This window comes from Streptomyces sp. GbtcB6, assembly GCF_019091475.1.
GTDB classification, from domain to species: domain Bacteria; phylum Actinomycetota; class Actinomycetes; order Streptomycetales; family Streptomycetaceae; genus Streptomyces; species Streptomyces hyaluromycini.
In genome coordinates, this window is record NZ_JAGXJL010000007.1 from 20,505 (window position 1) to 42,442 (window position 21,938).

At 70.3% G+C, this 21,938-nt stretch carries 11 protein-coding genes and 1 riboswitch; of the genes, 3 read left to right on the top strand and 8 right to left on the bottom strand.

Going from position 1 to position 21,938, the window contains the following annotated elements:
- Positions 1 to 44: 44 nt before the first annotated feature.
- Positions 45 to 314: a hypothetical protein gene (locus tag KVT45_RS13970; protein ID WP_217547413.1), complete on the bottom strand. Its 270-nt coding sequence runs from the start codon at positions 312 to 314 to the stop codon at positions 45 to 47.
- The gene (locus KVT45_RS58075; RefSeq protein ID WP_217547415.1) at positions 314 to 6,892 is read right to left on the bottom strand and encodes an RHS repeat-associated core domain-containing protein; all 6,579 of its coding nucleotides are present in this window, start codon (positions 6,890 to 6,892) and stop codon (positions 314 to 316) included. The genes KVT45_RS13970 and KVT45_RS58075 overlap by 1 nt, the downstream gene beginning before the upstream one ends.
- Before the next feature lie 337 nt (positions 6,893 to 7,229).
- Here KVT45_RS58075 and KVT45_RS13980 point away from each other — a divergent pair, with 337 nt between their 5' ends.
- From KVT45_RS13980 to KVT45_RS13990, 3 genes are all read left to right on the top strand, one after another.
- Positions 7,230 to 12,113, top strand: a complete 4,884-nt coding sequence (locus KVT45_RS13980) for a LamG-like jellyroll fold domain-containing protein (RefSeq protein ID WP_308310726.1) — start codon at positions 7,230 to 7,232, stop codon at positions 12,111 to 12,113.
- A gap of 215 nt (positions 12,114 to 12,328) precedes the next feature.
- Positions 12,329 to 13,483, top strand: coding sequence for an LOG family protein (locus KVT45_RS13985; RefSeq protein ID WP_217547417.1), 1,155 nt, complete (start codon positions 12,329 to 12,331; stop codon positions 13,481 to 13,483).
- A 160-nt stretch (positions 13,484 to 13,643) separates the two neighbouring features.
- The gene (locus KVT45_RS13990; RefSeq protein WP_308310727.1) at positions 13,644 to 14,354 is read left to right on the top strand and encodes an LAETG motif-containing sortase-dependent surface protein; all 711 of its coding nucleotides are present in this window, start codon (positions 13,644 to 13,646) and stop codon (positions 14,352 to 14,354) included.
- A gap of 79 nt (positions 14,355 to 14,433) precedes the next feature.
- On the opposite strand, the gene KVT45_RS13995 is transcribed toward KVT45_RS13990, so the two are convergent.
- The 6 genes from KVT45_RS13995 to KVT45_RS14020 form a co-directional block, all read right to left on the bottom strand.
- A complete protein-coding gene (locus KVT45_RS13995) occupies positions 14,434 to 15,456 on the bottom strand; it encodes an ABC transporter ATP-binding protein (RefSeq protein ID WP_217547420.1) in 1,023 nt (340 codons plus the stop codon).
- Entirely contained in the window at positions 15,456 to 17,054 is a 1,599-nt protein-coding gene (locus KVT45_RS14000) for an iron ABC transporter permease (protein ID WP_217547767.1), read from the bottom strand. The genes KVT45_RS13995 and KVT45_RS14000 overlap by 1 nt, the downstream gene beginning before the upstream one ends.
- 44 nt (positions 17,055 to 17,098) lie before the next feature.
- Positions 17,099 to 18,175 (bottom strand): thiamine ABC transporter substrate binding subunit, encoded by a 1,077-nt coding sequence (locus KVT45_RS14005; protein ID WP_217547421.1) that lies wholly within the window; start codon positions 18,173 to 18,175, stop codon positions 17,099 to 17,101.
- A 73-nt stretch (positions 18,176 to 18,248) separates the two neighbouring features.
- Positions 18,249 to 18,356, bottom strand: a riboswitch (TPP riboswitch).
- A gap of 43 nt (positions 18,357 to 18,399) precedes the next feature.
- Complete coding sequence (gene rlmN, locus KVT45_RS14010) at positions 18,400 to 19,506, bottom strand: 23S rRNA (adenine(2503)-C(2))-methyltransferase RlmN (RefSeq protein ID WP_217547423.1); 1,107 nt, start codon at positions 19,504 to 19,506, stop codon at positions 18,400 to 18,402.
- A gap of 68 nt (positions 19,507 to 19,574) precedes the next feature.
- A complete protein-coding gene (locus KVT45_RS14015; RefSeq protein ID WP_217547425.1) occupies positions 19,575 to 20,363 on the bottom strand; it encodes a VOC family protein in 789 nt (262 codons plus the stop codon).
- A gap of 38 nt (positions 20,364 to 20,401) precedes the next feature.
- Positions 20,402 to 21,646, bottom strand: a complete 1,245-nt coding sequence (locus KVT45_RS14020) for a cytochrome P450 (protein ID WP_217547426.1) — start codon at positions 21,644 to 21,646, stop codon at positions 20,402 to 20,404.
- Positions 21,647 to 21,938 lie beyond the last annotated feature (292 nt).

A 21,938-nucleotide genomic window follows, 5' to 3' on the forward strand; every position in this document is an offset into this window, starting at 1 on the left:
ATGGGCCGAGCGGACGAGCCCGGCCCATGCGGCTCACGGCGCCTTCACGACAGGTCGGTCGGCGCCGGATTCCACTTGTACCGCGCGTCGTCCTCGTCCTTGAGAAGAACTCCGGCTTCTGACATCCGGTCAAGAATGTCCACGAGCATATCGCCCAGCGGATATCCGGCCATCCAGAACATCCGCTTCACCTTGGAGAACTTCTGGTCGCGCGGAAAGACGCCCAGGAACACCCCGAGCCGGAACGCCGCGTCGTCGTAGTCCCGCCAGTCGGCCAGGATCTCCTTGAGCTCCATGCCGTCTTCCACTTTCATCAGGGCTCCTCACCCTCGGCTTCCGCAAGGAACGCCTGGACGTCCTCCATGGACTCGGCCTGTGTGTTGATCCAGTCGTTCTGGGACGACTGGATCCGCGCGTTGTACTCGTCGGGTGAGACGCCGTTCTCGTCCGGCCCGAGCATGATATGGAACTCGTCGTCGGGATCTGGCCGCGCCTTGAGACCACGCGCGGCGAGTGCGTCGTCCTTGATGGCCCACAGCGGATCCTTGGACTGCCCGCCCGGGAGCCAGTTCGGCCGTGCCACCTTGAACATCTTCGGCAGATTGGTGCCGGTCGAGAGGCCCGGGGGTGTCGCGCCCTGCTCGTCGACGACGATGTTCCCGTCTTCGTCGAGGTTTTCCTCGTAATCCCTCTCCCGGCCACCGAGAGTACGGGCGGAGTTGCCCAGCATCGGCTTTCCGTCCGCCCCGGCACGCATCGTGCGGAAGTAGATGGCACCGGCCGCCGTCACCTTCCACCAGTGGCACTCGCCGAAGAACATGCACATGGTGCCGCGTTCATTCGCCTTGGCCTGCTTGTCGAGTGCCGCGTGCAGCCCGCTCACCTCATCGGCGAACGACTTGGAGCACAGGCCCGGTTTCCCCTTGCACACGTCGTCCCAGGTGCCGACCTCGGTGCCGTACGTGAGCAGCTTTTCGGGCATTTTGTACGTCGCCGCACGGGGGTCGAACATCTTGTCGTAGTGCGTCTTCAGTTCCTTCGCGAACGCCGCGGCCAGCTGCTTGATGTTCGGGGTGTTCGCGCTGAAGCCGAAGTGGGGCGAGATGAAGACGGGATGCGGGTGGTAGTTCGAGCAGTTGTGCGCGTTGCACAGGCTGCCGAAGCCCTGCTCGTCGGCGAGGCTCTGGGAGATCGGCGGGGCGTCCGGCGTGACCGGCACATTCATCGTGGGGTCGGCCCACCAGTTGTCCTCGCCGGTCGGGTCGGACAGGGTCACGGGGTCGTTGCCCGCGTAGTCGTAGCCGGGCAGCTCGTTCGTGTCCATGGACTCGAACACCGGGTCGTCCGACAGGAACCGGCCGGTGTACGGGTCGTACTCCCGGGCCCCGAGGTTGACCAGCGAGGTCGCCGGGTCCGGGGTGCCGCCCACGAAGCCCGTGCCGTTCGGGAACGTGCTCGCGGAGCCGCTGCGAGTCTGGCCGAAGGGCAGGTACTGGCGGCGGGTGACGGACTGGGTCTGGTAGTCGACGGCGAGGGTGTCGGTCCCCTGCCGGTTCGGGATGAGGTACTGGATGTCGCCCGAGCTGGAGCGCTGCGCGATGGTGTGGCCGGCGACCGAGTAGTAGCGGGTGCCCGAGAGGGTGTGCGTCGTCGTGTCCTCGACGATCTGGGCGTTCGCGATGAACAGCGTGGCCTTGCCGGGGTCGGTGCGCAGGAGGAGACCGCCGGCCGCGTCGTACAGATAGCTGGTCGTGCCGCTGCTGGTGGTGTCGGTGGCGAGCTTGCCCTGGTCGTTGAAGGTGAGGTCCTGCTTCCCGGCCGCACCGCCGCTGATGCTCTGGGTGTCGCCCGCCGTGTCGTACGTGTAGGAGGCGGTGTTCGCGGCGGCGCCGGGGCCGGTGGCGGTGGTGCTGGTGAGGGTGTGCGGCTGGTCGGTCGACGAGCCGGCGGGCGGGTAGTTGTAGGTGGTCGTGGTGTCGTCGGCGGTGGTGCCGGTGGTGGCGTGGTCGGTCTGCGTCTTGCGCAGGCCGTCGGCGGTGTAGGTCCAGCTCTGCCAGTACGGGTTCGGGCCGCCGACGGTGCTGCTCGCGCCACCGGTGGGGACGGCGGCGCAGTCGTCGGTGGCGCTCCAGGCGCTGCTCAGCCGGTCGGCGTAGTCGTAGGCGTAGCACTGGGTGTCGGTGACGGCTCCGCCGTCCTGTGCGTCGCTGACCGCGGTGAGCAGGCCCGTGCCCTTGGAGATCCGCGCATCGCCCCAGGTGTAGCGCGTGTGGTCCACCACGGTGCTGCTGGTGGAATCCGTGGTCTGGGCGTCCGTCAGCGCGCCCGTCTGCTCGTCGTAGCCGAGGGACAGCGCGACCCAGTTGGTGGAGGGGCCGAAGGTGTACTGCAGCAGCTGGCCCGACTCGGAGTAGCCGACGGCGCTGACGTAGGTCCAGGCGTTCGTGCCGCTGCTGCTGAGGCTGGTCGGCTCCCCCACCGTGTCATAGCCGGTGGTGAGCGTCTCGGCCGGCAGACCGCCCTCGGCCGGGTCGGCCTCGGTGGCCAGTGACCCGGTCGGCTTGTAGGTGTAGCCGGTGGTGTAGCCGGCGGCGGGGGCCAGCGCCGCCTCGTCGGCCGGCAGGTTCGCCAGGGTGGTCTTCTCCGCCGCGACCTTGCCCAGCGAGTTGTACGCCAGGGCCGTCGTGGTGACCGAGGGGCTGCCGGTGCCCATCTGGTAGGAGGTGCTGGCGGTGGGCATGCCCTTCTTGAGGGTGTCGTACGTCCACGCGCCGATCTGGTTCGCGGTCGACTGGGCGACGCCTCCGGTGGTGTCGTACGCGCCGGTCTTGCGTCCGTCGGCGTCGTAGCTGTACGAGACCTGCTTGCCGCGCGAGTCGGTGGTGTTGAGCACCAGCCCGCCGTCGTCGAAGGCCGTGCTGCCCGTGCCGCTGTCAGGGTCGGAGGCGGAGGTCTGCCGGCCGAGCAGGTCGTACTTCCAGGACCAGGTGTTGCCGGCGGCGTCGGTCTCCGAGGCCCGGTTCCCGTCCGGGTAGTAGGCGTACTTCGTGTCCGAGTAGTCCGAGGCGGTGTCGTTCACCGGATCGGCGGCCGCACCGGTGTGGTACTCGTACAGGTGCGTGACACGGCCGCGGGCGTCGGTCAGCAGGCTCTGGGCCGTGGCACCGGACGGCGGGATCGTGGTGGTGAAGTTGCCGCCGTAGAGGGTGGTGGTGTGCCAGGTCTCGGAGCCGAGTTTGTAGGCGGTGGCGACCGTCCTGCGGCCCGCTCCGTCGTAGGTGTAGCCGGTCTCCGAGGCGATCTTGCCGTCCTGCGCCTGGACCAGGGTGCTGTCCGGGGCACCGCTCGCGTTGTACGGGCTGGACGTCTTGGCCACCTGGCCGATGGTGTTGTAGACGGTGTCACTGACCTCCCGGCTGCCGTCGGGCGTGGGGGTCTGGGTCTCCCGCACCCGCAGCAGCGCGTCGTAGAGCATGGTCGCGCTGCGGTAGGTGCCGTCGTCGTTGAGCGACTGGGTGGTGATCGTCGACGGGTCTGTGTTGCTCAGCGTGTAGACGTACTTGGTGACCGGCGAGGTGATGCCGGGGTTGAAGACCTGGGTGAGGCGGCCCAGCGCGTCGTAGGTGCCGGAGGCCTTGTAGCCGGCCGGGTCGGTCACCGACAGCGGGAGGTTGCGCACCTGGTCGTAGGTCTTGACGGTGGCGTAGCCGAGTGGGTCGGTCTCGGTGATGGAGGTCGGTTCGGCACCGGTCGTCGGGGCGTACGTGGTGCGGACCGTGCGCTTGTCGGCGTCGGTCGAGGTGACGGGGCGCCCGTACTGGTCGACGGTGCTGCTGGCCATCGTCGTGTAGACGGGGGTGGAGCCGGTGTAGGAGGTGGCCTTCTGCGTCGAGGTCGGGTCGCCGACGCTCGGGGCCGCGCCCAGGGTGGCGGAGAGGTCGTAGAAGGTCAGGGTGTCGGAGACCGCGTCCTTCGGCAGGGTCGGCGTGGTGTCGCAGTCGACGGACACCGTGCGGACCTCGTCGGCGGTGTCCAGGATCCACTTCGCCGTGTTGTCCGCGTAACCGGTCGTCGTGCACAGGTCGTCGGCCGTGGTGGAGACGTCGCCGCGGTCGTCGGTCTTGGTGACGCGGCCGTACGCGTCATGGGTGAAGGCGGTCTCGGTCACCTGGGTGCCGCCGGCGGCCAGCGGGGTGTAGACCTTGCTGTCCGCGGCGCCGGTGAGGAACGCCTGCTGGTCGGGCAGCCCGGAGACCACGTGGGTGGCGGTGGCGGCCGACGTCCACGGGGTGGTGACGGCGTCGCTGACCACCTTGCCGCTGCCGCTGCCGTTGTACGTGATCGACTCGTACGTCTGGCCGGCGAACTGGTTGGAGTCCTTGACCGGGGCATCGCCGCGGGAGTCCGTGATGCTCACCGAGCGGGTCGCGCCGCCGGGCAGGGTGTCGCCGTCCATGCCGCGGAAGAACGTGGTGTCGGTCTGCGTGACGGGATCGGGGGCGGTGCCCGTGGTGGCCGTCATGCCCTGGTAGCCGCGCCACTGGTTCCAGGTGCGCTGCGTGGACTTCGTCAGCGGGTTGGTGTCGTAGTGCCAGGCACCGCCGCCGATGGGGGCGTAGTGGGTGGTGATGGTGTCGTTGACGCCGCCACCGGTGGGGTCCTGCTGGGTGACGCCGGTGACGATGAACTTGTTGAACCAGTCCATGATCGGGCTGGTCTGCCCGGTGGGCGTCCAGTACTCCGGGTAGCACCGCTTGGTGTTGGTGCTCGGGTCGGACGGGGTGCCGGAGGCGCAGTCGGGCGCGGAGTAGTTGACGTTGATGATCGCACCGGTCTCGGTGGTGATCGTGTTGAGCCGGTGGCGGGTGATGGGCGGGTATCCGTTGGTGACGTTCACCCGGTTCGACAGCGGTGTGCCGGTGAAGGTGACGGGCTTCATGGCGATCGGCGCGGTGGAGCCGCCGCCGGTGGTGTCCTGGCCGGTGTGCACCAGGGTGGACAGCCACAGCGCCGGAGAGGTCGAGTCACCCGTCGCCGGGAACGAGTACGTGAAGTCCCACTTGTCGACGTTGGTCTCGGTGGTGCCGGACAGCGCCTGTGTCTGCACCGTGCTCAGCTCGTACTCGGACCAGAAGGTGGGCGAGTTGACGCTGCAGGTGGCGCCGCTGGCGCAGTTCAGGTCGTACGGGACGTCCGGCCAGTCCGCGGCCGTCGACGAGGAGAGCGTGGAGGTCGCACAGCCGGTCGCGGACGTCTTGCAGCGGCCGTTGTAGGTGAAGTTGACCTGTGCGGCGGGGCTGGTCGTGTAGACGGAGTTGTCGCGCTGGCCGTACTGGATGCGGGTGAGGCGGGAGTCCCTGCTGTACGGGGTGTTCGCGGTGGTGCCGAGATCGCGCGCGTAGTAGGCCGTGTCGACCGTGTAGAAGGAGGACATCACGTCGCCGTGCGTGTCCTTCACGTAGTCCAGGTTCCAGCGGTAGGCCTGCTGGCACCAGGAGCTGGAGAACGTGGCGTTGTAGCAGGGCTGGCCCGACGCGGTGGCGTAGACGGGCTCGGTCAGGACGGAGTTCGTCTTGGTGTCGCCGGTGGCCCAGCCGGGCAGCTCGTCGAGGCCGAAGGTGTACTGGGTGCCGTCGTCGGTGGTGACCCGGAAGTACTCACCGTTCTGCGCGCCGTTGTTCGCGCCGGTGAGGTACTCGACCTTCTCGTTGGAGTCGCCGGCCGGGTGGTACGTGCCCGTCTTGTCGTCCTTGATGAGCGTGGACGTCTGGCCGTTGAGCGAGAGCGTCAGCTGGTTGTCGTCCGACCAGCAGTAGTCCCGGGTCTTGGTGCTGCCCGCGGGGTTCTCGTTGCAGGACTTGTACGAGCGCTCGACGAAACTGGCCGGGAGGCCGAAGCCGTCACCGACGACGGAGGCCTGGTTGTTGGTGGAGGAGATGAGACCGTCGACCGCCTGGGAGTTGTAGCTGAGGCCGAGCTTCGGCGCCATGCCGCCGGGCACTCCGGGGGCGGACAGCGGGTACGACCACTCGAAGCCGTCCGAGCTGCCGCCGGCCTGCCACGAACCGGACGGGCTCAGCGAGGTGGCCGAGAAGTCGCCGCCTCCGCCGCTGCTGTCCGAGGTCACCGCCAGCACCGCACCCTGGGTCTGCTGTGCGGCCGACTCGGCGCCGGCCGCGGCGAGTTGCCGTCCTCCGGTCGGCCGCGCACCCGGCAGCGTCACGTCGGCGTGCAGGGAGTGGGCGCTCGTGTCGTCGCGGGAGACCAGCGGAGTCTGGGTGCGGCAGGAGCGGACCTCGGGGGTGGTCAGTGCGCAGGCGGGCAGCCGCACCAGGTGCAGGCGGGAGGCGAAGTCACCGCCGAACGCTCCCGCGTACGCCGAGTAGTCCAGGCTCACCGCGACCTTGCCGCCCGTCGAGCCGGTCACGGCGCCGGCGGTGGGGGCGGTGCTTCTGAGGTTCAGCAGCACGCCGTGCACGCCCACTGCGGTGGCGGATCGGTGGGAGAGCAGCCGGACCTGAACCCGGGCGGGGGCACCGCTGTGGCCGGCTCGCCCGATCCGTACCGGCAGTGAGCCCGCGCCGGCTGTCCTGCCGCCCGTCCGCGGAACGGCGAGGGTGGCGGTGCCGGTGGGCCAGCCGACCTTCGGGGTCCGGTAGGCCGGCATGTGCCGGGGTGCGTGGTAGTGCGAGCGCACCGGGTGTACGGCAACGGGCTTGGCGTGCGGCGGGGTTGGGGCGTGCCGGGGGGTGGCTGCCGCCGCCAGCGGGCCGGTGCCCGGCAGCGAGAGTGCCAGTACGGCGGCCACGAGTGCCACGACCCGGCCGCGTCCGAACTGCCCGCCGCGTCCTGGTCTCTTGGCCCGTATCGCCCACGCTCTGGTGCCTGCCACGGTCCCGCCCCCCGCACAATTCCTGTGCTGCCACTGTGTGTTCGAAACGAGCGGGAACGTATCCCGGTGGGGATACCGACGTGATCACCAGAACCTGTTCATGGTCATTCCTTTGAGAAATCTATGAGATCGAATATGGGCAGCATTGCCGTCAAGTTCGCTCAATCCAGGTCTCTTCTCCTCTGGTCGGAAGGGGGTGGCACTTCCTACGTTCGTCTGCTGTCCCTCGGGATCAGCAACCAAAGGATTCTTCATGCCCCTTCACCGCATGCGCGGCGGCCGCCATAGACCGTCCCGCGCACGACGGGCCGCACTGACCGGACTTGTGGCGTTGGCCGTGGCGGTCGGCGTCGTGCCCGCACAGGCGGTCTCCGCCAGTCAGAGCGAGCACGGCGCTCCCCCGGGCAAGCCCGGAGCCGTGCGGGCCAGCCATCCGGTGAAGGACCCCCACCTCCCCACGCTGCCGGACGGGTTCGGTCCCACCCCGGCGCAGCGCCGGGCCATGGAGCAGGCCGCCGCCGGCGCGCGGCGTTCGGGGGACAAGGTCACGGTCGATGCGCTGACGACTCCCGTCCAGCGGGTGCGAGCGCTGCCCACAGGCGGCTTCGAGCTGGACAGCAACCCCAAGCCGGTGCGCACCAGGCAGCACGGCCGCTGGGTGCCGATCGACCTGCGGCTGCGCACCTCCGCCGACGGACGCCTGGCGCCGGCCGCGACCGCGTACGGCAGTGTCTCGTTCTCCGCGGGCGGCAACGCGCCGCTGGTCAGCACCCGTTACGGGGACGCGACCGTCTCCGTCGCCTGGCCCGGGCGGCTGCCCGCCCCGGTCGTGAAGGGCGCGACGGCCACGTACCGCTCGGTCCTTCCCGGCGTGGACCTGGTGGTGGCGGCGACAGAGGCCGGAGGGTTCACCGACACCCTGGTTGTCAAGAACAGGTCGGCGGCCGCCGATCCCGCGCTGAAGGCGCTGAAGTTGGGCACCACGGTCGGGGGAGGCCGGCTGCGCGGTGCCCCGGACGGCGGGCTGAGCCTGCTGGACACCCACGGCCGTGATGTGATGGACGCCCCGGCCGCGCAGATGTGGGACTCCGACACCACCCTGCGGCCCGCGGGGAGCGCTGCTCGCAAGACCGCGGGCGCCAAGGTCGCGGCGGACGCCTCGGACGCCGCCCACCCGGGGCTGGCCGCCCGCCGGGCGCCGGTCGCCCTGCACGCATCCGCCGAGGCGCTCACCCTGAGACCGGACGCGCGGCTGCTGACGGGCGGTAAGACCGTGTTCCCGGTGTACGTGGACCCGACGTTCAACTGGCACCCGTACGACCCGGCCGCCCCGCACTTCGACGAGATCAAGCAGGGCTGCCCCAACACCTCGTTCTACGACAAGACCGACGCGCTGTCCGACTCCGGCCGGCTGGGCGTGGGCTACAACGGCTGGTCGGAGGGCGACTGCGCCGCCGGCAGCGAGCACGCGCTGTACCAGTGGAAGCTGTCCTCCACCCTGTACGGGGCGCACATCAACACCGCGACCGTGAACGCCACCGAGGTCTACTCCGCCTCCTGCTCCAGCAGCTACACCGTCGACCTGCACTGGTCCGGTGGCTTCGGCAAGGGGACCGACTGGTCGAACCGGCCCGGCTTCAACAGCTACTCCACCTCGGCCTCGTACGCGCGCGCCTGGAACCCCACCTTCTGCCCGTCCAACGGCGACGTCACCCACGGGCTGAACGTGCTCACCCCGATCAGGTCCGACGCGGCCGGGCACTCCTCCACCTTCGCCGTCACGCTGAAGGAGGACTCCGCCGAGAGCTCCCACAGCGCGTCGGGCTTCTCGCGCTTCACCGACAACCCCAGCCTGGAGATCTTCTACAACACCATCCCGAACGTGCCGGCCGTCAGCACCATGTCCGCGGTGTCCGGCGCGCACTCGGCGGGCTGCGACACCGCCTCCCCGTACCCGTACATGGGCAAGACCGTCGCCTCCACCCCGCCGGTGCTCAAGGCCAAGGTCAGCGACGGTGACGGCGACAAGCTGCGGGCCACCTTCCAGTACTGGGTCGACGGCTCCACCACCAAGGCCACCGGGCTCAGCGGCGACAACCTCGCCAGCGGCAGCTACGCCGCCTTCTCGCTGCCCTCCAGCTTCACCAGCGCCCTGACGAACGGAAAGATCGTCGACTGGCAGGCGAAGGTCACCGACGGCGAGGACACCTCCGCCTACTCCTCGATCTGCCACTTCGTCGCCCAGCCCACCGCTCCCGACGAGCCGACCGTCGCCTCGGAGAACAGCCTCTACCCCGACACCGACAACGGGGGTGCGGCGGGCGCGGTGGCGGGCACCGCGGGCATCTTCGACGTGGCCACCAGCGGCGGCGCCAGCGCGACGAAGTTCGTCTACTCCCTCGACGTCGGCCTCGACCCCACCGTCACCCCGGCGGCCTCCCAGACCGTCCCCGCCACCAGCAACGCGGCGAAGGTGACCGTCACTCCGTACGCGCCCGGCCCGCACACCCTGTACGTCTACGCCGTCGACGCGGCCGGTGACTTCTCCGCCACCCACCCGTACCGCTTCCTGGCCATGGGCCACACGGCCACCACCTGCACGAGCCTGACCGCCTGCTACAACAACACCGGCATCAGCGCCGACGCCACCCCGTCGCAGGCCGACATGGACGGAACCGGCGGCAGCTACTCCGCCACCGACCTGAACAACGTCGGCTGGACCTCCGGCGGCAAGGTCACCGTCGACGGCGCCACGTTCACGCTGCCCGCCTTCGGGTCCGGGCAGAAGGACAACGTGCTGGCCGCCAACCAGACCGTCACCTACAGCGGCTCCGGCAACGCGCTGGAGTTCCTGGCCTCGTCCTCGTACTCCAACGCCACCGACCCCGGCGCCATCGACGGCCAGGCGACAGCGCCGTACGTGCCCGCCGGAAGTTCCGTGACCGGCAGTTACTGCTTCACCGGGACCACGCCTGACGGGCCGTGTGCCGCCACCGGCACCATCAACTACACCGACGGCACCTCCGCCTCGTACGCCCTGACCGTGCCCGGCTGGACCGTCGCCGACGACTCGATCGCCGCGGTGGTCCTTCCGCACCGCAACAACCCCAGCGGACAGACCGCGAGCAAGCGGCGGCTGTACGCGTTCTCCGTCCCCCTCGACCCGGCCAGGACCATCGCGTCGGTCACCCTGCCCGACGTCGGCAACCGCATCGGCAACCACACGCCCTCGCTGCACATCTTCTCCCTCGCGACGCGCAACACCACCGCTCGTACGGCGGAGTCCAACGGCACCAGCGTGGCCGCACCGAGCGGCCAGACCTGGACCGGCGCCTGGGCCAGCCCCACCGAGGGCGAGGACGGCACCATGGGGCCGTTCAGCAACCAGACTTTCCGGATCGCGCTGCGCCCCTCCGTCTCGGGCAACACCGTGCGGATCAAGCTCGACAACGCGCTGGGGTCCTCGAAGCTGGCCATCGGGCACGCCACCATCGCCACGTCGTCCGACACCACGCCCAATCCCGCCGAGCCCTCGTCGGTGCCCAGCTCCACCCCGACCTCCCTCACCTTCTCCGGCAGCCAGAGCGTCACCGTGCCGGCGGGCGGCATGATCTACAGCGATCCGCTGCCCTTCACCGTGGCCCGGAACAGGTTCCTGCTCGTCTCGTACTACCTGACGAGTTCGGTCACCGCGATCGTCGAACACAGCCAGGCCTACTCAGGACTCGAGTACCTCGCCGACCCCGGCACCGGCGACAACACCACCAACATGACAGGGACCCCGTTCACCAGCTCCAAGTGGGAAGGCACCGCGGTCACGCACCTGCTCACCGGTGTCGACGTCACGACCGCCGGTGCCCCTACCCGCGGCATCGTCGGAACCGGCGGAGTCGACACACCGCGCGCCAACGCCTTCCCCAGCGGCACGCAGATCGACGACGTCCTGCAGCGCGCCGACGCCTCCAGCAGCCAGGCCTTCGGCGAAGTCACCGAAGGCATCTCCGCGAACCAGATCATGACCGACTACGCCGACGGCCCCGCTCCCGTCACCGGTCCCTCGCTGCTGTCCCGTATCGACCGCGACGTGCTCGACCAGCCGGGCATGAACAGCGTCCTCATCTACGAAGGACTCGAAGACGTACTGGAGGGCGGCCGCACCGACGTCGACCTGGAGACCAACGGCTACACCGCCCTTGTCCAGCAGCTCACCGCCTGGGGCATCGGCACGACCGTGAGCACGCTCACCCCCTGCGACGGCTATGCGGGCGGCGGCACCTCGACGTCGTCCCCCGTCAACGACCCCTGCACCACGACCGTCGACCAGTACCGCTCAGCGGTGAACGACTGGCTGCGCAGCTACAACCTCGGTGGATGGTGGGACACCCCGCCCGTCTTCGTCACCGACATCGACTCGGTCCTGGCCGCGATCGACACCACGAACGGCGAGGAGAAGCTGGGGCCCGGTGCGGACAGCTGGGACCACGTCAACCCGAAGCCGGCGGGCATCGGTGCCATCGTCGGCGCCTACGACTCGCCGCACAACACCTGGAACCTGGACGACGGCGACGGCTACACCTTCGCCAACGACACCGCGCCCACCGACACCGGCTACGCGATGCCCGATACCACCGTGGGCAACAATCCGCTCACCCTGAGCGGCGGCACCACCTGGACCAACGACACGACCCGCGGCGAGGTGCTGAGCCTCGACGGGACCAGCGGCTACGCCGCCTCCGGCAGCAGCGCGCTGAACACGACCGGCAGCTACTCCGTCTCCGCGTGGGTCGACATGTCCTCCCTGCCCGGCCACAACGCCACCATCGCCGCCCAGGACGGCAGCCAGACCAGCCCCTTCATGCTCCAGTACAACGACACCTACAACGGCACCCCGGGCTGGTCGTTCAGCCTCAGCAAGAGCGACACCGCGGGCACCGGCTTCTGGAACGCCTACGCAGCCGGCGCCACCGCGGGTACCTGGACACAACTCCTCGGGACCTACGACGCCACCACCCAGACAGCCAAGCTGTACGTCAACGGCGCCCTCGCCGCCACCGCTACCGGTGCCACCTCCTGGAGTTCCTCCGGTGCCTTCACCGTCGGCCGAAGCCAGTACAACGGCGCAACCACCGACTTCGTACCGGGCGCCGTCAGCCACGTCCAAGCCTGGAACTACGCCCTCACCCCTGAGGAGGCCGACGCGCTGAACCGAAATCTGCTGTGACACCGATGCAGCACCGTTGATCTCCCCGGCGCGGCCGGGAGACAGCCGTCTCCCGGCCGCGCCGTGCGGACCACGTGCCCCAGAGCGCCGCGGCCCGCCTGCGGCTGCACCCGCTCACTACTCGTCCTGGGCGGGGCAGGTCCTGCTCCGTCCGAGCACGGAGAGCCACGACAACTCGCCGACGGCGGTCCAGGGCCGACGCCTAGCATGGGCGGGTGCATCCGACACCCGCCCAGCCGCAGCCCGCGCAGCCGTCGAAACCGCAGCCCCACCGGGCCGCCCGCGACCGTGAGATCGAGTCCCTCGCCGAGTTCGACGAGGTGGTCGCCGCGCACGGCACGCTCGACCGGTACCGGCTCCAGGCCGTCGATCTGACGGACCGTACGGACGTCCTGCTGACCACCGACACCACCGGCGCCGTCTTCCTCGGCTGCCCGATGTCCCCCGAGGCCGCCGCCCGGGTCGGCGCCTCCGGCGCCCTGGTGTTCCCGCCGGTCCCGGACCTCCCCTTCGACCCCTACCGCGCCTTCGTCTACACGCCCGGCGAGCTGTTCGACTCGCTCGACGCGGGCTACGAGGCGACCCCGGACGCCCGCTCGTACGCGTGGTTCGAGCAGACCAAGGCGGACGGCGACATATTCGGCTCGATGCTGCGCTCGATCCACGACGACGCGGTCTCCGACGCACTGGACGAACTCCTCGTCGGCGCCCGGGTGGTGGGCGTGATGGGCGGGCACGCGATGGCGCGCGGCACCGCGGAGTACGCCGGTGCCGCCCGGCTCGGCCGGGAGCTGGCGCGGGCCGGCTTCACGGTGGCCACCGGCGGCGGCCCGGGCGCGATGGAGGCGGCGAACCTCGGCGCGTACGCGGCACCCTTCGACGACGGGATGCTCGACGAGGCTCTGGAACTCCTCGCCAAGGCACCGTCGTTCCGGCCGTCGATCACCGACTGGGCGCGCGCCGCCTTCGAGGTCCGCGAGCGCTGGCCGGACGGCGGCCCGTCGGTCGGCATCCCCACCTGGTTCTACGGCCACGAGCCGCCGAACGCCTTCGCCGCGCACATCGCCAAGTACTTCGCCAACGCCACCCGCGAGGACGGCCTGCTGGCGCGCTCCAACGCCGGTGTGGTGTTCCTGCCGGGCGCCGCCGGGACCGTACAGGAGATCTTCGACAACGCGACGCCCAACTACTACGAGTCACGGGGCGAGCCGACCCCGATGGTGCTCGTGAACGAGGCGCACTGGAGCGAGAAGCTGCCGGCCTGGCAGCTGCTGACCTCGCTCGCGGGGGAGCGCGCGATGGCGTCCCGTATCGCCCTGGTTGACCGGATCGAGCAAGCTTCACAGGCACTGAAACGCCTCGGTGATTAATAAGCAGGCAAAGTCAACGCACGTGGACCGCATATGCATTGACACTACTTATGGAGCGCTTATAGACCTGTGAGCCTCCCGGGGATGCTGATGCCTCACCTCACCGTTGCGTCAACTCCCCCCACTACCCCCCGCAGTTATGCACTCAGTAAGGACAAACGTGTCCATATCCCGCCGCAGTGCACGTAGTTCCGTGCGCATCCTGGGTGTTGCCTCCGCGTCGGCCGCGCTGGTCCTGGGCTTCTCCAGCAGCGCCCTCGCGTGCAACATCAAAGAGTTCTCCGCCGAAGCCACCTGCGACGGCTCCAACGGTGTCATCACGGTCACCGACCAGGACGCCACAGGTACTCCGGCCACCATCACCGTCTTCCTCGAGAGCAACGGTGGCGACGCGAAGCAGGTCGGCGACGCGCAGACCGTCAAGGGCTCCAAGGAAGGTACGAAGGTCACCTTCTCCGAGGACTGGGCGCCCAACGCGACGTACCGCGTCCGTGTCAAGGTCGACAGCGGTAAGACCCAGATCGACACGGACATCACGCCCAACCTGACGACCCCGTCGACGGCGTGCAAGTCCGACGACAGCGCCAGCCCCTCCCCGTCGGAGTCGGCCACCCCGTCGCCGTCGGAGTCCGAGTCCACCCCGGCCGAGTCGGACTCCCCGACCCCGTCGGCCACGGACAGCAGCAGCACCGCCCCGGCGTCCACGTCGAGCAACGCCCCGTCCCCGGCCGTCGGTGAGTCGAACCTCGCCGAGACCGGTGCCAACTCCAACACCGGCCTGATCGCCGGTCTCGCGGCCGCGCTCGTGGCGGTCGGCGGTGGCGCGGTCTGGTTCGGCATGCGCCGCCGTGGCGCGCACAGCGGTAACTGACGCACCTCTCGCTCGTACACCGTCGAGGCCCGTCCCCGTATCCCCGGGGGACGGGCCTCGGCCGTATCCGCGCACGCGGTCAGTCCAGTACGACGGTCTCCGCCGCGTCGAACTCGACGCCCACCGCGTCCCCTGCCTCCGGCGCCTCCCGTAGCGCGCAGGCCGCCGCCAGACGGGGGCCGCCGTCCTGGGGCTGGAGGTGGACGGTGACATGGGTGCCCTGGAAGGTACGGGCGGCCACCGCGCAGGGCAGCCCCGCGTCGACGGCGACCAGCCGTACGCCGGCCGGCCGTACGAGCAGGGTCCGCGTCCCCTGCCCGGAGCACTCGGGCACCGGCACCTTCCCCCACGGCGTCACCGCGACCGTTCCCTCCACGGTCGCCGGGACCACGTTGTCGAAACCGAGGAAGCGGGCCACGAACTCGTCCGCGGGCCGCTGCCAGACGTCGAGGGGCGTGCCGGACTGGGCGATCCGCCCGTCCCGCATCACCACCACCCGGTCGGCCAGCGCGAACGCCTCGCCCTGGTCGTGCGTCACGGCGAGCACGGTGGTGCCCAACCGCCCGAACAGCTCCCGGAGTTCGACCACGAGCCGCTCCCGCAGCGAGCGGTCGAGCTGCCCGAGGGGTTCGTCGAGCATCAGCAGCCGCGGCCGGGGCGCCAGCGCCCGCGCGAGCGCCACCCGCTGCTGCTCCCCGCCGGAGAGCCCGGCGACAGCCCGACGGGCCGCACCCGGAAGCCCCACCAGTTCCAGCAACTCGCCCACCCGCTCGGCCTGCTGCGCCTTCCCGGTGCCGTGCATCCGGAGCCCGAAGGCCACGTTCCCGCCCACGTCCCGCTGCGGGAACAGCTGGTGGTCCTGGAACATCAGCCCGACCCCCCGCCGGTGCACGGGCACCCGCACCTGGTCGTGTCCGTCGAGCAGCACCCGCCCGGAGTCGAGTGGTTGCAGCCCCGCCACCACCCGCAGCAGCGTGGACTTGCCGCTTCCGCTCGGCCCGAGCACGCACACCACCTCCTGCTCGGCGACATCGAGATCGACGGCGTCCAGCACGGCCCGCCCGCCGAACCGCACGGTGGCCGCGTCGAGCGTCAGCAGCATCAGAACTCCCCCGTCCGGTCGGTCCGCAGCCGCTCGAGGACCAGCAGCGCCACCGCGCACACCACCATCAGAATCGTGGAAAGGGCCATCGCCTGGCCGTAGTTGAGATCACCGGGGCGGGAAAGCAGCCGGGCCACGGCGACCGGCAGCGTGGGGTTGTCCGGCCGCGCGATGAACACCGTCGCCCCGAACTCCCCCAGCGACACCGCGAACGCGAACCCCGCCGCGATCAGCAGCGCCCGCCGCACCATCGGCAGATCGACCTCCCGCCACACCCGCCACGGCGCGGCCCCGAGCACGGCCGCCGCCTCCCGCAGCCGCTCGTCCACGGCCCTCAGCACGGGCAGCATGGTCCGTACGACGAACGGGACACCGACCAGCGCCTGGGCGAGCGGGACGAGGATCCAGGACTGACGGAGATCCAGCGGCGGCTTGTCGAGCGCGATCAGGAACCCGAAGCCGACGGTCACCGCGGACACCCCGAGCGGCAGCATCAGCAGCGCGTCGAAGCCCCGCACCAGCCGCCCCGCGTCCCGCCGGGCCAGTGCGGCGGCGGCGAGTCCGCCGATCACCACCGCGATGGCGGTGGCCGCGACCGCGTACTCCAGGGAATTGACCACCGACTCGATCGGCGCGACCAGGAAGGTCCCGCCGTCGGCGTCGCCCAGCGCCCGGTAGTACCCGAACCCCCCGTCCAGCGACCGCCGTACCAGCACGGCCAGCGGCAGGACCAGGAGCACGGCGACGGTGGCGAGGACCCCGCCGAGCAGCGCCCACTGTCCGGCCCCGCGCGGCCGGCGTGCCGTCACCGACGGGTCCACCAGCCGCAGCGCGCTCTCCCGCCGCCGTACCGTCCACGCGTGCACGGCGAGGATCGCGCCGACCGCGGCGAACTGCACGATCGTCAGGACGGCGGCCGTGGAGAGGTCGAAGATCTCGGAGGTCTGCCGGTAGATCTCCACTTCGAGGGTGGAGAACGTCGGCCCGCCGAGGATCTGCACCACACCGAAGGAGGTGAAGGTGAACAGGAACACCATCAGCGCGGCGGCGGCCACGGCGGGCGCGAGCGCGGGCAGGGTGACCTTCCGCCAGGCGGCCGGTGGGGAGGCACCGAGCATCCGGGCGGCCTCCTCCTGCCGGGGGTCCAGCTGGGCCCACAGCCCGCCCACGGTCCGTACGACGACCGCGTAGTTGAAGAAGACGTGCGCCAGCAGGATGGCCCAGACGGTGGTGTCCAGCCGTACGCCCCACAGCTCGTCCAGCAGCCCGCCCCGGCCGACCAGCGCCAGGAAGGCCGTACCGACCACGACCGTCGGCAGGACGAAGGGAACCGTCACCACGGCCCGCAGCACCTGCTTGCCCGGGAAGTCGAGGCGGGCGAAGACATAGGCGGCGGGCAGCGCGGCCAGCAGGGTGAGCGCGGTGGAGGCGAGCGCCTGCCAGGTGGTGAACCAGAGCACGTGCCGGATGTCGGACTGGCCGAGGACGTCGGCGATCCGCCCGAACCGCCAGACCCCGTCGACCTTCAGGCCGCGCGCGACGATCGCCGCGACCGGCCATGCGAAGAACACACCGAAGAACGCGACGGGCAGGGCCATCAGACCGAGCCGCGCCACGCTCCCCGAACGGCCCTTGTGCGGGGCTACTTCAGTACGAGTGACGTCCACGTCTTGACCCACTGGTCACGGTTGGCGGCGATCTTGTCGGGCGCCATGGTCTCGGGATCCTGGGCGGCGGGCCCGTACTTCGTGAACTCGGCAGGCACGCTCGCCCCCTTCACCACCGGGTACACGAACATGTTCAGCGGCATGTCCTCCTGGAACTCCTTGGAGACCAGGAAGTCGATGAGCGCCTTGCCCCCCTTGGTGTTCCCGGCGTTGCTCAGCAGCCCGGCGAACTCGATCTGCCGGAAGCAGGTGCCGGTCGCGACACCGGTGGGCGCGGTGCTGGGCTTCGGGTCGGCGTAGATGACCTCGGCGGGCGGGGAGGAGGCGTAGGACACGACGAGCGGCCGGTCGCCGCCGGCCTTCTTGCCGCCGGCCGAGCCGGAGAACTCCTCGTTGTAGGCCTGCTCCCAGCCGTCGACGACCTTGACGCCGTTGGCCTTGAGCTGCTTCCAGTAGTCCTGCCAGCCGCTGTCCCCGTACTGCGCGGCCGAACCGAGCAGGAAGCCGAGCCCCGGCGAGGACGTGGAGGCGTTCTCGGTGACGAGGAGGTTCTTGTACTGGGGCTTGACGAGATCGGCGTACGACGCCGGCGGGGTCAGCTTGTGCTTGCTGAAGTACGCCTTGTCGTAGTTGACGCAGATGTCGCCGTAGTCGATGGGCGTGACCCGCTTCTTGCCGGCGTCGAGTTGGTACTCCGTGCCGACCTGGTCGAGCCCCTTGGCGTCGTACGACTGGAAGAGACCGTTGTCGAGGGCCCTGGACAGCAGGGTGTTGTCGACGCCGAAGAAGACGTCGCCCTGCGGGTTGTCCTTGGTCAGGATCGCCTTGTTGACGGCCTGCCCGGCGTCGCCGTCCTTGAGGACCTTGACCTTGTAGCCGGACTGCTTCTCGAAGTCCTGGAGCACGCTCTTGGAGACGGCCCACGAGTCGTGGCTGACGAGGGTGACGGTCTTGGGGTCGGCCCCGCTGTCCGACGACGAGCACGCGGACAGCGTCACGAGCCCGAGCCCGACCGCCGCGGCCGCGAAGATTCTGGTGTGCCTGGTGTGCACTGGTGTTTTTCCTCCTGGAGTTGACCAGGAAGAGACGCGGCCCTGCCCGCGATGTGCGGGCAGGGCGCAACAGCTTGAGTGATGACCGAACTTCCTACCCAGAATGACCTGGGCGAGGTTCAGAGGGTCTGCGGCCCGGTTGCCGCACTCTCAGCGCTGTGGCGCTCCCCTGTCGGAATATGAAGATGTGGTGGCCAGATCCTACCGCTCGGTGCCTACGGCGGTTACCTCTCGGTGGCCGCGAGCTGACCACAGGCCCCGTCGATCTCCTGCCCCCGGGTGTCCCGGACGGTGACGGGCACACCATGCGCCTCGATCGCCTCGACGAACGCCTTCTCGTCCTCCGGCCGTGACGCGGTCCACTTCGAACCCGGCGTCGGGTTCAGCGGGATGAGGTTGACGTGCACGGGCTTGCCCCGCAGCAGCCGGCCCAGCCGGTCCCCTCGCCACGCCTGGTCGTTGATGTCGCGGATGAGCGCGTACTCGATCGACAGCCGCCGCCCGCTCTTCTCGACGTACTCGAACCCGGCGTCGAGGACCTCGCGCACCTTCCACCGGGTGTTGACCGGGACGAGGGTGTCGCGCAGTTCGTCGTCGGGGGCGTGCAGCGAGATCGCCAGCCGGCACTTGAAGCCCTCGTCGGCGAACCGGTGGATGGCCGGGACCAGCCCGACGGTCGAGACGGTGATCCCGCGCTGCGAGAGCCCGAGCCCGTCCGGGGCGGGGTCGGTCAGCGCCCGGATGGCTCCGACCACCCGCTTGTAGTTGGCGAGCGGCTCCCCCATCCCCATGAAGACGATGTTGGACAGCCGCGCGGGCCCGCCGGGCACCTCGCCGTCCCGCAGCGCCCGCATCCCGTCGACGATCTGGTGCACGATCTCGGCGGTGGACAGATTCCGGTCAAGCCCCGCCTGCCCGGTCGCACAGAACGGGCAGTTCATCCCGCAGCCCGCCTGTGAGCTGATGCACATGGTCACCCGGTCCGGGTAGCGCATCAGCACCGACTCGACGAGTGTCCCGTCGAACAGCTTCCACAGCGTCTTGCGGGTCGTCCCCTCGTCGGTCGACAGATGCCGTACGACGGTCATCAGCTCGGGGAACAACGCCTCCCGCAGCTTGTCCCGCGAGCCGGCCGGGATGTCCGTCCACTGCTCGGGGTCGTGCGCGTACCGCGCGAAGTAGTGCTGCGAGAGCTGCTTGGCACGAAACGGCTTCTCCCCGACCTCGGCCACCGCGTCCTTGCGCTCGGCGGGCGAGAGATCAGCGAGATGCCGCGGCGGCTTCTTGGCTCCGCGCGGCGCGACGAAAGTGAGTTCTCCGGGCTTAGGCATAACTCAACCAGTGTCGCAGATCGACTGCGGTGGCCCGCGCCCCTGGGTTTCGGCGGGGGACCGGGGGCTCAGCGCACGGCGGTGGTGATGATGGCGAAGGGGGCGCCGAAGGGGTCGAGGAACATGGCGAAGCGGCCGATGCCCGGTGCCTCGGCGACCGGGATGAGGACGGTGGCTCCGGCCTCGGTGGCCCTGGCGAACGTGGCGTCGCAGTCGCTCACCTCGAAGTACGGGTGCCATTCCGGGGTGGATCCGGCGTCGAGGTTGGCCTGGGGCAGTTGCATCAGCCCGCCGTGGGCCGCCGCCGGGCCGGCGCCGGCCGGGGTGAGGATCGTGTAGGTCAGTTCCGGGCCCATCGGCACGTCCCGCGTCTGCCAGGAGAAGACCGACTCGTAGAACGCCTTCGCCGCGGTCGCGTCGGTGGTGTACAGCTCCGTCCTGGACAGGCTGCCCGGGACCGCGACCAGGTCCAGGCCCTGGGTCTCGCCCGGTTGCCAGACCGCGAAGTCCGCGCCGGTGGGGTCGATGAAGGCGGCCGCCCGCCCGAAGGCGAAGACGTCCGCCGGAGCGATCCGGACGCTGCCGCCCGCCTGTTCCACGGCCTTGGCGGTGGCGTCGGCGTCCGGGGTGTGGAAGTACACCCTCCAGGACGAGGCCGCGCCCTCCTCGGTGAGCGGGCCGATCCCGGCGACCGTCCTGCCGTCCTGCTGGAAGAAGCCGTAGCCGCCCGCCTCCGGTCCGGCCGACCGGTGCTCCCAGCCGAAGACGGCGGAGTAGAAGGCGGCGCCCGCGCCGGTGTCCGGGGTCCCCACGTCGAGCCAGTTCGGGGCGCCGGGAACGTATGTGGTCGTCAGCATGGTGGGGTCTCTCCTCGGTCCGCCTCGGCCCTCTGCGGTCACCAGGTCACGGGCAGCGTACGCGGTCCGCGGATCAGGCCCTGGCGCTGGAACTCGACCTCCTCGGGGGGTACGGCCAGGCGGATGCCGGGGAAGCGGGAGAGTACCGAGCCGATCATGGTCTCGGCCTCCATGCGGGCCATGATCGCGGCCATGCAGTGGTGGGGTCCGTGGCCGAAGGCCAGGTGGGGGCCGTTGGTGCGGTCGAAGTCCAGGTCGTCGGGGTCGTCGAAGACGGCGGGGTCGCGGTTGGCGGCGACGTAGGCGTTGTAGACGACCTCGCCGGCCCGGATCAGCCGGCCGCCGACCTCGACGTCCTCGACGGCGACGCGCGGGATGCCGACGCCGTTGCGGTGCGGGACGTAGCGGAACAGCTCGTCCACCGCCTTGGGCAGCAGCTCCGGCTCGCGGCGCAGCCGGTCCAGGTGCTTGGGGTGGGTGAGCAGCGCGTACATCATCGAGCCGCTGTTGTTGCGGACCGCGTGACCTCCGCTGACCTGGATGGCGGTGGCCAGGGAGATCGCCTCGTCGCCGGTGATCTCGCCGTCCGCGGTGGCCTGGGCCAGCACTCCGGCGAGATCCTCGCGGGGCTCCTCCCGGCGGCTCTGCAGCAGCTCGGCGATCCGGGCCCGGGTGGCCCGGGCGGCCTCCCGGGCGCGCTCCTGGGCGTCGGGGCCCGCGGAGAGCAGCGCCTCGCCGGTGGCCGCCCAGCGGTGCCAGTCCTTCTCGTCGACGCCGAGGAAGTCACGGATCACGGCGATCGGGAAGGGGCCGTGCAGATACTCCATGAGGTCGGCCGGCGGGCCCGCGGCCTCCATCGTGTCGAGGAGTTCGCCGGCCCGGCGCTCCGCCATCGGCCGCAGCCGCTGCATGGCCCGCCCGGTGAAGGCCCGGGCGACGACCCGGCGCAGCCGGTTGTGCCGGGGCGGATCGATGTACTGGAGGCCCGCCGTCTGGGAGGCCACCGGCGCCGGGCGCATGCTCGTGATGTCGCGGCCGACGACCGCCTCCCGGGAGAAACGCGGGTCGGAGGTGACGAAGCGGACGTCCTCGTACCGGGTGACCAGCCAGGCGTCCCCCTCGCCGTGCGCGAGTCTGATCCGGGTGACCGGCTCGTCGCGCAGCAGCTCGTCCAGGAACGGGTCCGGGTCGAGCGCGGACAGATCGTCGACGGGCCAGAACCGCACCGGCGGCGGAGGCGAGGTCGGGGACGGGGTGGAGGCCGGGGCCGGGTCGAGGGGCATGGGCACACTCCCTGCACGTCGGATGACACAGCGTCCTCACAGGGAGTGTGCCTCTGGCCGGCATGACCATGCGATTTCTGCTGCGTCATCCGGGGCCGACATGCCGCCGAGCCCCCGCCCTGCGAAGGACGGGGGCTCCCCTACGACAGCTGTACGTCAGCCACTGCCGACGTCTCTGTAGCTCAGCCACTCCCGACGAACAACACCATCAGCAACCACACCACCGGAGCCGTCGGCAGCAGCGAGTCCAGGCGGTCCATGCTGTATCGACTTGCCGCTACCGCGGCGTGGC

Bases quoted from the DNA above. Each gene is read 5' to 3' on its own strand.
- KVT45_RS14000 (WP_217547767.1), bottom strand. From the start codon at position 17,054: ATGGCCCTGCCCGTCGCGTTCTTCGGTGTGTTCTTCGCATGGCCGGTC.
- KVT45_RS14020 (WP_217547426.1), bottom strand. From the start codon at position 21,646: ATGCCCCTCGACCCGGCCCCGGCCTCCACCCCGTCCCCGACCTCGCCT.
- KVT45_RS14015 (WP_217547425.1), bottom strand. From the start codon at position 20,363: ATGCTGACGACCACATACGTTCCCGGCGCCCCGAACTGGCTCGACGTG.
- KVT45_RS13995 (WP_217547420.1), bottom strand. From the start codon at position 15,456: ATGCTGCTGACGCTCGACGCGGCCACCGTGCGGTTCGGCGGGCGGGCC.
- KVT45_RS13970 (WP_217547413.1), bottom strand. From the start codon at position 314: ATGAAAGTGGAAGACGGCATGGAGCTCAAGGAGATCCTGGCCGACTGG.
- rlmN (WP_217547423.1), bottom strand. From the start codon at position 19,506: ATGCCTAAGCCCGGAGAACTCACTTTCGTCGCGCCGCGCGGAGCCAAG.